The sequence below is a fragment of the Nostoc sp. ChiQUE02 genome (assembly GCF_034531305.2).
GTDB lineage: Bacteria > Cyanobacteriota > Cyanobacteriia > Cyanobacteriales > Nostocaceae > Nostoc.
The window spans coordinates 1-12,560 of record NZ_JAVRBN020000092.1; the positions used below are offsets into that span (position 1 = coordinate 1).

Consider the following 12,560-nt stretch of genomic DNA (forward strand, 5'->3'; position numbering starts at 1 on the left):
TCATCTATGATGGCAACTGTTGGGTGAGCATCTCTTGCCAAATGTTTCAGGATTTGTAACTCTACATCCATTGGCCCACTTACCTTTCAGGGTTTTCTTTTTTTATTCTTTTATTTAGAATACCCGGAAAGTGACAGAAGAGGGATAGCTTCTTGGCATAAACGGGATCGGGATTTGTTGGTGGTGTGAAATACTGTAACCGTTTTGTGTGAAAAAACATTTGAATTCCTCGTCGTTTGCAGATTGTGTGACACAAAATCAAACAGTTGCCATTTCATCTGATATTTGTGTTGGCTCTCCTTTCTAGGAAACTAATCAAATGTTTTATCTTCATCAGCCTCTAGTCGGATAAAAAAAATACTTTTAAATAAGTATTTAGACTAAGCTTAATTATTTATAGTTCTGTCTAGGAAAGGATTTCAGAAACTCTGGCTTATTTCGACAAAGGTATAACCAAAAAACAGTAGTCCATATCAGGTTTGACGATACTGGAGCCTGATAGCGAGTTAAAAGTGAGCCTTGCGATCGCCCACAGTTATATCTCTATCTAAAGTAACTTGCAGATTTGTTGTATGCTTACCACCAAGGGAAGCGATCGCTTTCGTTAAATTTCCAATATTTAGCGGCCCATCCAAAGTACCAGTAACATCAGTCAAGAAAAATTCATTACCAAAGGTTTCTGTATAAAAACTTTTGCGACCAAGTTTGATCGAGTCTTGAGTTATAGCTACAGCACCATTATCTGCTGATAGTAGCTGTTTCTCTTCATCTGTCGTTAGCATTGCGGCTGCGTCTTTACTAACAACCTTACCGAGTACATCATAGGAACCAATTTCTTAGGCTGTTGGCTGTGTAAAAGGTGTATATGTATTGTTAATATTTGGTGTTTTTGGCAAGGTAATATCAATTTGGTAAGCCCAGAAGCCAATAAAAACAATCACAGCTAACAGTATAAACACTCTACGTAACGGCAAAAATTTTTTAAGTCCGTTTTGCTTCTGCGCTTTAAAATTATAGTCTACGTTTTTTGTCTGTTCAGGAGAAGATACCATAATTATTAACTTAAAATAATTAACTTAAAAATAAAGGTGAGGCTATACCCCACCTTTGATTCTTGGCTTAAAACTGTTACAGCACTCGTTTGAAGAAAGTCACTAAATCTTCAATGTTCGGTGTGTGAAGTAAATCTACTACTTCTGTAGCTTTTTCAGAAGGTATATAGTCATTTGGTACACCGATGATTGAAGTTCCCAAATTTTGGGCAACCTGATACCAAAAAGCCAATTTATCGTCAGCGCTCATTGAAGTATACTCTTCAGTAGGAATTGCTGTTTCTCCTACTTCATCTTGGTGTAGCAACTGACGCAAAGCAAAGAGCTGTTCTGCCTGTGGGAGGTTTTGAATTTGTGCAACTAAATTCGCACTCTTTTCATTTGGTACATTATTGAGACAGAGCGCTGGAATTTCATCACAAATTTCAGTGTAAAGTAAGGCTAGTACAGTCAGGCGATCGTCTATATCTAAACTCTGAAATTTTGATACACTTTGTTCTAAAAAATTGATATTTGTAGAAGTCATAAACACCTCGAAGTAATTAACTACTTAATTAACTAAAAAATTTTGAGTGAAAATTGTAATCCTGCCTTGACCCAGTTCGACTATCGCTTTGCTCCAAAACACAACCAGGGAACATCAATCCATTTTGGTAAATTTGCTCTGTTAATAACAACTAGCGCCAAGAGAATAGCTGTTATTTTAGGTATCAGTCCTGAATTAGGATTACCGAAATTAGCAGGATTTTGTACTAGTAATGTATCTATTCTATTAGTGGGTATTGTATCATATCTTAAGTATTAAATAACTCTGAATACTGTCTAGTGATCGCTTCTATTTAAAGGATTAAGAACTGAAACATATAGCTTTGATCGAGTAACATCTTTTATCAGCTATAAAAACTTATGGTAAATTAGTTACAGTTTTGTATTTATCAAAGAGGTAATTTTGTATTAAATATGAAAAAACTAATTAAATCTCCAATGTAAAAATTTGGACTTTCGCTCTTGTCTATCTATCAATATAAAATATTTAAGTTTAGATAAAACACTATAAAAAGATAGAACATTAATCTAAAGTAAGCATATTTAAACCAACCAAAAGGCAGATTAAATCAGCTATAATTACTTTTAATATATTGAGTACAAAACAAAGGGCGTTACGACTTTAGGGTGCAACTGGCCTAAGGACATAGATGATCACAGAGTAAGAGTTTTAGTTTTTACTCTGTGTTTATTTAATAATAAAAAATAAAGATACCACTTATTAAAATACAGCTTTACATTAGGCGGCTGGCAAATATAACAAACTTTAAGAGAAGGGGTATAAATGGGTATAAGACCCTTACCCCTCTTCTGAGGGTGACGCTGCATATCGCAGGCAAGAGTTGCTAACCCTACGCTAACACCTATCACCTAGTTTGGAAAATCTGCTGACGAGTAAAGACTTTTTGATTCCCGAATCCTTCTACTACAATCGAATGAACTTGGTATAATAGCCATCGTCATCCAGAAACTAAAAAGGTTGAATCAAGGAGTCTAAAAAGTTCAAAATTACTAAATTTCAGCACCTGCTTTTGCTTCGGCACCCATTGGCGAAACATAATCACGGAAAAGAGTAATCTGTTGCTCAAAACCTAATCCTTGAATTCTGCCAAACAAGGCTTTAGATTCTGAGGGAAGTTCATAGTCAGAAGGTACAGGAATGATAGTACCATTATCCATACCTTGAGATAATCGATACCAAAATAGTAGCTTAGTGGTATCACCCAAAGAACCATATTCACGAGAAATTTGGTTATCTACTTTGTTAATCAAATCACGCTGAACTTGTAATTGTTGTTCGTGAGATAATTCCTTAACTTGATTAAACAAACCTTCAGCGATTTCTGGGGAAACAGTGCTGGCACCAGGGGCAGCTGGCGTAATTGAGCTACCCATTTCTTTGTAAATGAACCAAAACAAAGCCAATTGTTGATCCACATCCAACTTTTGCCAAGCTTCAACATGTTCACGAATAGTTGGATCGCTAGTTTGTGTAAATGTCATTATTAACTCCAATTGCAATTTTTCAGTGTTATTAGCAACGTTATCAAATGTATATCTAGAGTTTTAACCTACTGAAGACAGATGTCTCGGAATCATAAAGAAGAAGAATTAGAAATAGAACATAAATCTGGCAAAGTTTAGTCCTACATTAGAAGTATTACAGTTAGCTCAAAACCCAATATTAAAAGCCAAAAAAATAATAATGCTTATCCTAGGCAAGGTGAAAGAGTTAGCAATAGGAATACTGCCAAATTGAGATACTCTCAGAAGGTATTTCGGTAGATAGATGTTATTTATATTGCAATACGGTTCATTTAAGAAAAATTGTAGGTTGGGTTAAGCAAAGCGCAACCCAACAAAGCCCTAGAAATGTTGGGTTACCCTGCGGGAAGCCTCTTTGAGTCTACGTTCTTCAAACGCCACTTGGTTCTCCCAAGGGGAGACGCTACGCGAACAAGTCGGGAAACCGCAAGGGCGCAGTGGCTCCCCAACCTACGCAATTTCAGGGTTTTGCCGCTAACTGAACTGTATTGATTTATATTGTGACAGTGCTTATAAAAGCACTGCCCAATTTAGAGATGAATTTATTAACCGCGACATCCAATTTTTGAATGTACAGTTAGGAATAAGGCTTCTGCTTTTATTGAGCTTATTCTCGCCGATCTTGATAATCTTCAGAAGACTTCGGATCTAACTCCCATCGAGAATCGTCACGTTCCTCTAAAATTTCGTTAGTGCGGAGAAATGCGAAATCATCCATTTCTAAGCCCACAGCTGCTGCTATCTCTTGAACTATATCTTGATCGGGAGTAGGAGCAGTACCACCAACAGCTTCATCGCCTACCGTATCTTCTTCTTCCCAATTAGCATCAATATCACCACCAGTGATTTCGGGGCTGGTATGTGTATATTGGCTCCATCGCTGCCGCATCGTTCGCCCACCAATATTGTATCCCGGCAAGTCTTTCACACCAGTACCGTAGGATTCGGTAATTTCCTGTGGCAAATCATTGGTTTCAATTTCGTCATTATGATTTTTTTCTGCCATGATACTAGCCCTTTTGTGCATTCTCACAATAACGTTTTTCTGTCTCTAACTTGTCTAACTAGAGATGTATAGCTTTAGAAATAAAATAATCTATCCCCTTGGAACGAAGCTAAAGCAGCGATCGCGCCATAGGATTATAAATATGAATTCATGGTCAAGCAACTTGTAGTTGAAGTTTTTAGTTATGAGTTAGGAGTTATTAAACCGAAATTATTCAGTAGCCAACTTTTGACTCATAACTATTTTTTATTAGTGAGCAAAAATAAAAATTTAAGTTTAGCATTTTAACTTTTATTTATGGTTTTAACTACCTGAATGCTAAATAACAAAATATTCAAGCAAGAATTTTGAGAAGCGGAGGTTGACAGTGGAATACGACGAGTTCATTACACATGTACAAAGCCTTGCCCAATCAGATTCTCGTGAAGAGGCAGAACGTGCTACCCGTGCCACACTAGAAACCCTTAAAGAACGGATAGCTGGTGATGATGCAGAAGAATTGGCGACAAATTTGCCCCAACAATTAGGCGATTATTTGCGAGGCAGAGAAGGAGATAGCGGTGACTCCTTCAACTTGCAGGAATTTATCGCGCGTGCAAGTCAAAAAGAAAATATAGAACCAACCACTGCGGCGATTCATGTTCGGGCTGTATTTGCTGTTTTGCAAAATGCTATCAACCCAGAACTATTTGCTGCCTTGCACGCCCATTTTTCTCATGATTATGAAGAACTATTTGGGACTTCACCAACCAGTGAAGTACCTGCATAGTCGCAATTCAAACAAAAATTTTTCGGGAAAAACCCTGGCTATTTAACCGTCCTAATTGATGAATATTGTAGCTAGTTAAATACTAGAAATAAACAGGTAATACCATCTATGACTGACCATAACAATCATTCCGGTAAGAAAAAAGTTGCTATCCTCATTGAACAGGCAGTAGAGGATGCAGAATTTACAGTTCCTTATAATGGACTAAAACAAGGGGGAATGGAGGTAGTAGTTCTCGGTTCCCGAATGAATGAAAAATATAAGGGTAAACGCGGCAAACTTAGCGTACAAGCTGATGGTACTACGACAGAAGCGATCGCAGCCGAATTTGATGCAGTGGTGATTCCTGGTGGGATGGCTCCCGATCGAATGCGGCGAAATCCCAACACAGTACGCTTTGTCCAAGAAGCTATACAACAAGGAAAATTAGTCGCTGCGGTTTGCCACGGTCCACAAGTTTTGATTGAAGGCGACTTGCTCAAAGGTAAACAAGCCACTGGTTTTATCGCTATTGCCAAGGACATGATTAATGCTGGCGCAAATTATTTAGATGAGCCACTGGTAGTTGACGGAAATTTGATTACATCCCGTGAACCCGGAGACTTGCCAATTTTTACTACAGCTATTTTGAGTCGTTTGGGCTATGGTGGCAAAGATGCTGCATTGCCAAATGAGAAAGATACAAGTGCTGAATGGTGGAAACTAGCTGATGCTTGGGGTGGCTCAACTAAAAGTGATATTGCCAGAGGTTTAAATACTGCCCTTACTGGTGAACGCTATTCGCTAGAAGCATTTGAGAAATATTTGGAAAAGGAATCAGATAGCCAAGTAAAATCAGTCTTTCAAGAAATCATTGCTAATAAACAGCGCCACATTGAAAAACTGGAAACTTATCTTCACCGATTGGGCGAGAAACCCTCTTTAGGAGCAAATATTGCCAATCAATATGCCAAGGTGAAAACTGCCTTGACAGGAACTGATGACATATATCAGTTACGTTCCGCTTTGGGGGATGTTCAAACTGGTATCGGCGATATGGGCAATTTGTGTGCAATGTACACTGACCCAGTAGCAACTGCTATTTTCAAAGAAATTTACCACGATTTATTGAAATACGAACAGCGATTGGTAGAACTATATCGGGCGCGCATAGGTGCTCAGATTCAGCCTCCTAAGCCGACTACAGGGGCTGCTGTATCGATGTAACGAACCGCTAGTAGAGGCGCATATCTGTGCGCCTCTACTAATGGGCAGAAAGATCAGAGAATTGATGGAGATATAAAAAAGTGACTTCGACATCAGGAGATAAACCAAGTACAAACCAGGCTGAAGCTAGTGAAGTAGAGCGTTGGGCATCTCTCATTGGTGGCGGTGCGATGGTGCTGATGGGTTTAAGGCAAGGTTCTTTGCGGGGAGCGCTGACGGCTTTAGCTGGTGGCGGTTTGCTCTATCAAGGTGCTACCAAACAAAGCACGATTCAGCAAGCACAGGAAGCAATTGGTATTAACCAACCCATCAAAGTTGAAAAGACGGTAACGATCAATAAACCAGCAGATGAACTTTATCGTTATTGGCACAACTTTGAGAATCTGCCCACATTTATGAAGCATCTCAAATCTGTCAAGGTATACAACGAAAAACGTTCTCATTGGATAGCCAATGCACCCTTGGGTAACAACGTGGAATGGGATGCAGATATTCTCGAAGACCGGGAAAATGAGTTTATTTCTTGGGCTTCTGTGGAAGGTGCAGATGTTGATAATTCTGGTTTTGTCCGCTTCAAAAAAGCACCAGGCGATCGCGGCACCGAAGTCAAGGTTGTTTTGGAGTATAACCCACCAGGTGGAGCGTTGGCAGCTACCGTAGCTAAACTTTTTGGTGAAGAACCAGAACAGCAAATTGGTGATGAATTGCGCCGCTTCAAAATGCTAATGGAAGCAGGCGAAATTGCCACAACCGAAGGTCAGCCTTCTGGACGCAAGTAGTTATTTGTTCTTTGTCATTGGTCTTTTGCTTACAACGAATAACTAATGACCAATGACTAATGCCTAATGACTAATGACCAATGACTAATGATTAATAACTATGAAAGCAGTTTGCTGGAACGGTGCTAATGATGTGCGGGTAGAGACGGTAGCAGACCCGAAAATTCTCAACCCGCGTGATGCGATTATTAAAATTACTTCCACGGCAATTTGTGGGTCTGATCTACATATTTATGGTGGCTATATCCCTACAGTGCAACAGGGTGACATTATTGGTCACGAATTTATGGGAGAAGTCGTAGAAGTTGGCAGAGGAGTCAGCAATTTAAAAATAGGCGATCGCGTTGTTGTTCCTTCAACAATTGGCTGTGGTAATTGCCATTATTGCCAGCATGATATGTGGTCGTTGTGCGATAATTCCAACCCCAAAGGTTGGATTGAAGAAAAATTGTTTGGCAATATCACCTCAGCCATTTATGGCTACTCCCACATGTTAGGTGGTTATGCAGGGGCACAAGCAGAATATATCCGTGTACCCTTTGCTGATGTGGGTGTCGTAAAAGTTCCCCCAGATTTGCCGGATGAGATGTTGTTATTCATCTCTGACGCTATCCCCACAGGTTATATGGGTGCAGAGTTATGCGATATTCAACCGGGTGATACTGTAGCCGTTTGGGGTTGCGGTGCTGTTGGACAATTTGCCATGATTAGCGCCTATATGATGGGAGCCGAAAAAGTGATCGCTATCGATCGCTTTCCCGAACGCCTGGAAATGGCGAAAAAGTTTGCCAAAGCAGAAGTGATTAACTACGAAGAAGTTAATGCTGGCGAAGCGTTGAAAGAGATGACTGGTGGCCATGGCCCCGATGCTTGCATCGATGCCGTTGGTTTAGAAGCACACGGTGTTGGTTTAGAAGACTTCTACGACCAGACAAAACAAAAGCTCAGATTGGAAACCGACCGTCCCCACGTTCTGCGGGAAATGATGGTCGCCTGTCGTAAAGGCGGGACTCTTTCAATCATGGGTGTTTATGGTGGTTTTGTAGACAAAATGCCATTTGGTGCAGCCTTCAACAAGGGGCTAACCTTTAGGATGGGACAAATGCATGGACAAAAATATATGCATTTGTTATTACAGATGATTTTGGATGGAAAACTTGATCCATCCTTCGTTGTCACCCATCAATTGCCTCTAGAACAAGCATCCCACGCCTACCATATCTTTCAACAAAAAAAGGATAACTGCATCAAAGTTGTTCTTAAACCCTGAATGGTGAATAGTCATTCAGCGTTTTGAATTGTACACCTAACATAATACAATTGAGGTTTTTTATGAATCGAGTAATTTCATGGTTGCGGAATGTTCAGATTTCCCAAATTCTTGTAGTTTTTCTGGTAGGATTTATGTTCTTACTGGGTCAGGCTTTTAGCTACGTTGATGTAGCGCAAGCTGATGTTAAAACTCCAGAGGGTACTTATTATAAAGGAATACCAGATGAGCTACGTGAAACCAGAAACGATAGCCGAATCAGAGATGCTCAAAATCCATTAAAAGAAACTGCTGACAATATCCGCGAAAAGCTAAACTTGGATGAAAAAACTCCTAGAGCTACAAAAGAGTTTTTTGACCCTGCAAAAAACAGAGCCGGAGACAAAGCACGGTCATTTGATAGAGATAAAGAGGGTTATTACCAAAATCCTCCTAGCAAACAACTCAGAGATAGAAGCTAGATTTCTATAAAATTTTGAGTCTAAATTTTTGACTCTTACATTCTTTAAGCAGATTTGAGTAGTTACCGAGACGCGATAATATCGCGTCTCAAAATCAGGTTAAATCGAGTATTTATCTTGATATTAACTAGCCAAAAATCACAACTAAGGACTAAATAATTATGAAAGCAGTTTGCTGGCATGGAGCAAACGATGTGCGTGTGGATACAGTTCCCGATCCCAAAATTATTAACCCACGCGATGCCATTATTAAAATTACATCTACGGCAATTTGTGGTTCAGATTTGCATATTTACGACGGCTATATTCCCACCATGCAAAAGGGCGACATCCTTGGTCATGAATTCATGGGGGAAGTTGTAGAACTTGGAAGTGCAGTTAAAAATGTCAACATAGGCGATCGCGTCGTTGTTCCTTTCACCATCTCCTGCGGTAACTGCTTTTTCTGCAATCGAGATTTATGGTCGTTGTGCGACAACTCTAACCCCAATGCTTGGTTAGTAGAAAAGCAAATGGGTCATTCCCCAGCAGGTCTATTTGGCTACTCCCATTTATTTGGCGGTTATGCCGGTGGTCAAGCAGAGTATGCACGAGTGCCATTTGCCGATGTCGGCTTGCTCAAAATCCCTGATGGTTTAACGGATGAGCAAGTACTATTTTTAACAGATATTTTCCCCACTGGCTATATGGCAGCTGAGAACTGCAACATCAAACCCGGTGATATTGTCGCCGTTTGGGGTTGTGGCCCAGTCGGACAATTCGCCATTAAAAGCGCATATATGTTAGGTGCAGAACGTGTCATCGCTTTTGACCGCATTCCCGAACGTCTGCAAATGGCTAAAGAATACGGCAAAGCCGAAGTTCTCAATTACGAAGAAGTAGATGTAGGTGAAGCACTCAAAGAAATGACTGGCGGTCGTGGCCCCGATGCTTGCATAGATGCAGTGGGAATGGAAGCGCACGGCACAGACTTTATGGCATTCTACGACCAGGTAAAGCAAGCAGTACGTCTAGAAACAGACCGTCCGACGGCATTACGGCAAGTAATAGTGTCTGCTGGTAAAGGTGGTCACGTATCACTTGCGGGTGTGTATGGTGGCTTTTTAGATAAAATCCCGATGGGTGCTGCCATGAACAAGGGACTAACCTTCAAAATGGGACAAACCCACGTCCACAAGTATCTAAAACCCTTGCTAGAACATATCCAAAACGGTGACATTGATCCGACATTTATCATCACTCACACCTTACTTCTAGAACAAGCACCCCACGGCTACGAAATTTTTAAGCACAAGAAAGATAACTGCATCAAAGTGGTACTCAAACCGTAGTAGGGAGTGGGGAAGAAGCACGGGGGCAGGGGGCAAGGGAGAGAATACAAAATTACTTCTTTCCCCTCTGCATCCTTCATTCTACCCCTCTGCCTCTTCCCAATGCTCAATGCCTCATGCCCAATCCCCAACACCTAGCCTTCCATGTTTGATTTACTAAAATCAGAATTTACTCGTCGTACTATATTACACAAAGCAGGTTTTGGGTTAATTGCACTCAGTACCTTTGGGGTAGCAGGTACTATATTCAAACCTAATCGTACCCTAGCCCAAGCAGGGCCAGCACCAGCGAAAGAACCATCTATGCCTCCTGAAAAAAAGTTAGGATGGGCTGTTGTTGGCTTAGGGAAGTTTGCTACGCAGCAGATTATTCCGTCGTTTGGTGAATGTAAGCGTTCAAAGTTGGTAGCGTTAGTCAGTGGAAATCGCACCAAAGCTGAAGGCATAGCCCAGCAATACGGCGTTAACTCAAAAAATATCTACAATTACCAAAACTACGATACCATCCGCAATAACCCGGAGGTAGATGTTATTTATATCATCTTACCTAACGGGTTACATGCCGAATACAGCATTCGCGGTGCCCAAGCTGGCAAGCATATCATGTGCGAAAAGCCGATGGCTATTACTGTCGAAGAATGCCAAGCAATGATTGATGCTGCCAAAAAAGGCGATCGCAAGTTGATGATTGCTTACCGCGCTCAATATGAACCGTACAACCTCGCTGCGATCGAACTGGCACAAAGCGGCAAACTCGGTAAACTGAAAACCATAACCTCTGACCACGGACGCAACCTCGACCCCAAAGATCCGGCAGATCGTTGGCGGGCACAAAAAAAACTAGCTGGCGGCGGTTCCCTTTATGACATTGACATCTACAGCTTGAATGCTGCTAGATACATCACAGGCGAGGAACCACAAGAAATTAGCGCCATGATGTACAGCACTCCTGGCGACCCCCGCTTTCGGGAAGTCGAGGAAAATGTCAACTTCGTTTTGCGCTTTCCTAGCGGTGTGCTTGCTAATTGCACGTCTAGCTACGGCTACGCAGATACCAAGCGTATCCAAGTTTTTGGTTCGGATGCAGCCTTAGAGTTAGACCCAGCTACCGACTACTACCAACATCGCCTGACAATCAAACGCAAAAACAGCAGCGAAGAACAAAATATTGAGGAAAAGAACCAATTCGCCCTAGAGATGGATCATTTATCCGAGTCCATCATGGCAAATAAACAGCCCAAAACTCCTGGTGAGGAAGGTTTGCAAGATGTCAGGCTGATGCAACTAATTTACCAAGCAGCTCGCACTGGCAAAACAATCAAAGTTTAAAAGTATAAAGAGGCAAAAAATATGTCTGATACAACCGTTATCAAAGTAGACTCTAGCCATTCCCCTAAAGGCCAACTTGGTCAGAAATATCTTGCATCTGGCAAAACCATTTCCATGCGCCTATGGGAGAATGAGCAACCGAACGAACCTAAAGAGCCAACAGCACGGGAATATGAAACTGTTGGTTATGTAATCAATGGTCGTGCAGAATTGCATATTGAAGGGCAAACGATTTTACTAGAGCCTGGGAGTTCTTGGGTAGTACCAAAAGGAGCTACCCACACTTACAAAATCCTAGAACCATTTACTGCTGTTGAGGCAACCAGTCCACCTGCTCAAGTTCACGGGCGAGACGAAAACTGATTTGCAGTTATCTGAGTTTTGCGTTAGCGAAGCTCACCGAAGGTATCGCTAAAAACTTATAGCCGCTTTCAATTGCATAGAATATAGAGCGTTCGTAGGGGAACAACATTACTTGTTCCCCTTTTTACTATGCTTTGCAGCTTAGAAAGAATTGCTCAAAATCAGGACTTACGCAACTGTCACAAGCGATAGTGCGGCGCAGCTGCACTGAGGGCCAAACAACTAGACAATAAACATGGGAACATCCGGACGTTTTAGTTGCTGAACTAAATAATTTGATAACAATCCATGCTTAATTTGATAGATTGTAATACCTGTTTTATAAGCTAAATCTTTGAGTCGAAGCCAGACTAAAATAGCACGAGGCTTTCATGATTTCTTTGAATACGACCCTTACGGCATTGACATGATTCAATGCCAGTCAATTGTTTTAATTCAAAGGTGTTACTCCTCAACTTTCCATCGGACTTTACACACTTGTTGTACAACGTCCGTAGAATCTTGAGATAAATCGTTCGTAGCGATAAAATCCGTTCTGTCGGTGGAGACAGTTACCCGGAACAGTTTCACTTTTTTGGCGGCTGGGAACTTCTTAATCTTAACTATTTTACCTAATTTTAACTCCTCATTATCCCAAGATAATAATTCAATTTTTTTATAATCTTCTTGGTTTCCCGTCTCATCTACAAGTCGATTACGTTTCAGAGGGCAATAATAATATTTCCCTAACCCATCAATATATAAGATAAATTTATTTGTAAAATACAGGATTTCTATTATGTATCCTCAAATGATTTTCTGATGATTTGAAGAATACTTAACGCAGTGTCTTTATCCCCAAACGCAGGAAGAAAGTGCTAGTAGACGCAATAGCAGAAAGACTACAGGAAATTATCTGTGAGG

The 12,560-nt window shown here is 40.8% G+C and carries 13 protein-coding genes and 2 pseudogenes; 9 read left to right on the forward strand and 6 right to left on the reverse strand.

Going from position 1 to position 12,560, the window contains the following annotated elements:
• Window positions 1-506 precede the first annotated feature (506 nt).
• The 5 genes from RM347_RS34630 to RM347_RS34650 form a co-directional block, all read right to left on the reverse strand.
• Window positions 507-782: a hypothetical protein gene (locus RM347_RS34630; protein WP_322719253.1), complete on the reverse strand. Its 276-nt coding sequence runs from the start codon at window positions 780-782 to the stop codon at window positions 507-509.
• Between the two features lie 54 nt (window positions 783-836).
• Window positions 837-1,052: a hypothetical protein gene (locus tag RM347_RS34635; RefSeq protein WP_322719254.1), complete on the reverse strand. Its 216-nt coding sequence runs from the start codon at window positions 1,050-1,052 to the stop codon at window positions 837-839.
• Between the two features lie 76 nt (window positions 1,053-1,128).
• Window positions 1,129-1,578 carry an orange carotenoid protein N-terminal domain-containing protein gene (locus RM347_RS34640; RefSeq protein ID WP_322719255.1) on the reverse strand — a complete coding sequence of 150 codons (450 nt, stop codon included), beginning with the start codon at window positions 1,576-1,578 and terminating at the stop codon, window positions 1,129-1,131.
• A gap of 1,031 nt (window positions 1,579-2,609) precedes the next feature.
• The gene (locus RM347_RS34645) at window positions 2,610-3,101 is read right to left on the reverse strand and encodes an orange carotenoid protein N-terminal domain-containing protein (protein WP_322719256.1); all 492 of its coding nucleotides are present in this window, start codon (window positions 3,099-3,101) and stop codon (window positions 2,610-2,612) included.
• A 649-nt stretch (window positions 3,102-3,750) separates the two neighbouring features.
• A complete protein-coding gene (locus RM347_RS34650; protein WP_322719257.1) occupies window positions 3,751-4,149 on the reverse strand; it encodes a DUF6335 family protein in 399 nt (132 codons plus the stop codon).
• 367 nt (window positions 4,150-4,516) lie between these two features.
• Between RM347_RS34650 and RM347_RS34655 the strand changes: the two genes are divergently transcribed.
• From RM347_RS34655 to RM347_RS34690, 8 genes are all read left to right on the forward strand, one after another.
• Window positions 4,517-4,918, forward strand: a complete 402-nt coding sequence (locus RM347_RS34655; RefSeq protein WP_322719258.1) for a DUF2267 domain-containing protein — start codon at window positions 4,517-4,519, stop codon at window positions 4,916-4,918.
• Between the two features lie 108 nt (window positions 4,919-5,026).
• Window positions 5,027-6,124 carry a DJ-1/PfpI/YhbO family deglycase/protease gene (locus RM347_RS34660; protein WP_322719259.1) on the forward strand — a complete coding sequence of 366 codons (1,098 nt, stop codon included), beginning with the start codon at window positions 5,027-5,029 and terminating at the stop codon, window positions 6,122-6,124.
• 80 nt (window positions 6,125-6,204) lie between these two features.
• The gene (locus tag RM347_RS34665) at window positions 6,205-6,903 is read left to right on the forward strand and encodes an SRPBCC family protein (protein ID WP_322719260.1); all 699 of its coding nucleotides are present in this window, start codon (window positions 6,205-6,207) and stop codon (window positions 6,901-6,903) included.
• Window positions 6,904-7,003: 100 nt separating this feature from the next.
• Window positions 7,004-8,173, forward strand: a complete 1,170-nt coding sequence (locus RM347_RS34670) for a zinc-dependent alcohol dehydrogenase (protein ID WP_322719261.1) — start codon at window positions 7,004-7,006, stop codon at window positions 8,171-8,173.
• A gap of 62 nt (window positions 8,174-8,235) precedes the next feature.
• Window positions 8,236-8,634, forward strand: a complete 399-nt coding sequence (locus RM347_RS34675; protein ID WP_322719262.1) for a hypothetical protein — start codon at window positions 8,236-8,238, stop codon at window positions 8,632-8,634.
• 161 nt (window positions 8,635-8,795) lie between these two features.
• A complete protein-coding gene (locus tag RM347_RS34680) occupies window positions 8,796-9,965 on the forward strand; it encodes a zinc-dependent alcohol dehydrogenase (RefSeq protein WP_322719263.1) in 1,170 nt (389 codons plus the stop codon).
• A gap of 144 nt (window positions 9,966-10,109) precedes the next feature.
• A complete protein-coding gene (locus RM347_RS34685) occupies window positions 10,110-11,294 on the forward strand; it encodes a Gfo/Idh/MocA family protein (RefSeq protein ID WP_322719264.1) in 1,185 nt (394 codons plus the stop codon).
• A gap of 21 nt (window positions 11,295-11,315) precedes the next feature.
• Window positions 11,316-11,657, forward strand: coding sequence for a cupin domain-containing protein (locus tag RM347_RS34690; RefSeq protein WP_322719265.1), 342 nt, complete (start codon window positions 11,316-11,318; stop codon window positions 11,655-11,657).
• Window positions 11,658-11,879: 222 nt separating this feature from the next.
• Here the strand turns inward: RM347_RS34690 and RM347_RS34695 are convergent.
• Window positions 11,880-12,407, reverse strand: a pseudogene (locus RM347_RS34695) (IS701 family transposase); the annotation flags it as partial.
• 77 nt (window positions 12,408-12,484) lie between these two features.
• Between RM347_RS34695 and RM347_RS34700 the strand changes: the two are divergent.
• Window positions 12,485-12,560, forward strand: a pseudogene (locus tag RM347_RS34700) (IS200/IS605 family transposase); the annotation flags it as partial.

Excerpts from the sequence above, each read along its gene's own strand:
- RM347_RS34660 (WP_322719259.1), top strand. The coding sequence starts at position 5,027 with ATGACTGACCATAACAATCATTCCGGTAAGAAAAAAGTTGCTATCCTC.
- RM347_RS34680 (WP_322719263.1), top strand. The coding sequence starts at position 8,796 with ATGAAAGCAGTTTGCTGGCATGGAGCAAACGATGTGCGTGTGGATACA.
- RM347_RS34670 (WP_322719261.1), top strand. The coding sequence starts at position 7,004 with ATGAAAGCAGTTTGCTGGAACGGTGCTAATGATGTGCGGGTAGAGACG.
- RM347_RS34690 (WP_322719265.1), top strand. The coding sequence starts at position 11,316 with ATGTCTGATACAACCGTTATCAAAGTAGACTCTAGCCATTCCCCTAAA.
- RM347_RS34635 (WP_322719254.1), bottom strand. The coding sequence starts at position 1,052 with ATGGTATCTTCTCCTGAACAGACAAAAAACGTAGACTATAATTTTAAA.
- RM347_RS34640 (WP_322719255.1), bottom strand. The coding sequence starts at position 1,578 with ATGACTTCTACAAATATCAATTTTTTAGAACAAAGTGTATCAAAATTT.
- RM347_RS34685 (WP_322719264.1), top strand. The coding sequence starts at position 10,110 with ATGTTTGATTTACTAAAATCAGAATTTACTCGTCGTACTATATTACAC.
- RM347_RS34645 (WP_322719256.1), bottom strand. The coding sequence starts at position 3,101 with ATGACATTTACACAAACTAGCGATCCAACTATTCGTGAACATGTTGAA.
- RM347_RS34630 (WP_322719253.1), bottom strand. The coding sequence starts at position 782 with ATGCTAACGACAGATGAAGAGAAACAGCTACTATCAGCAGATAATGGT.
- RM347_RS34650 (WP_322719257.1), bottom strand. The coding sequence starts at position 4,149 with ATGGCAGAAAAAAATCATAATGACGAAATTGAAACCAATGATTTGCCA.
- RM347_RS34675 (WP_322719262.1), top strand. The coding sequence starts at position 8,236 with ATGAATCGAGTAATTTCATGGTTGCGGAATGTTCAGATTTCCCAAATT.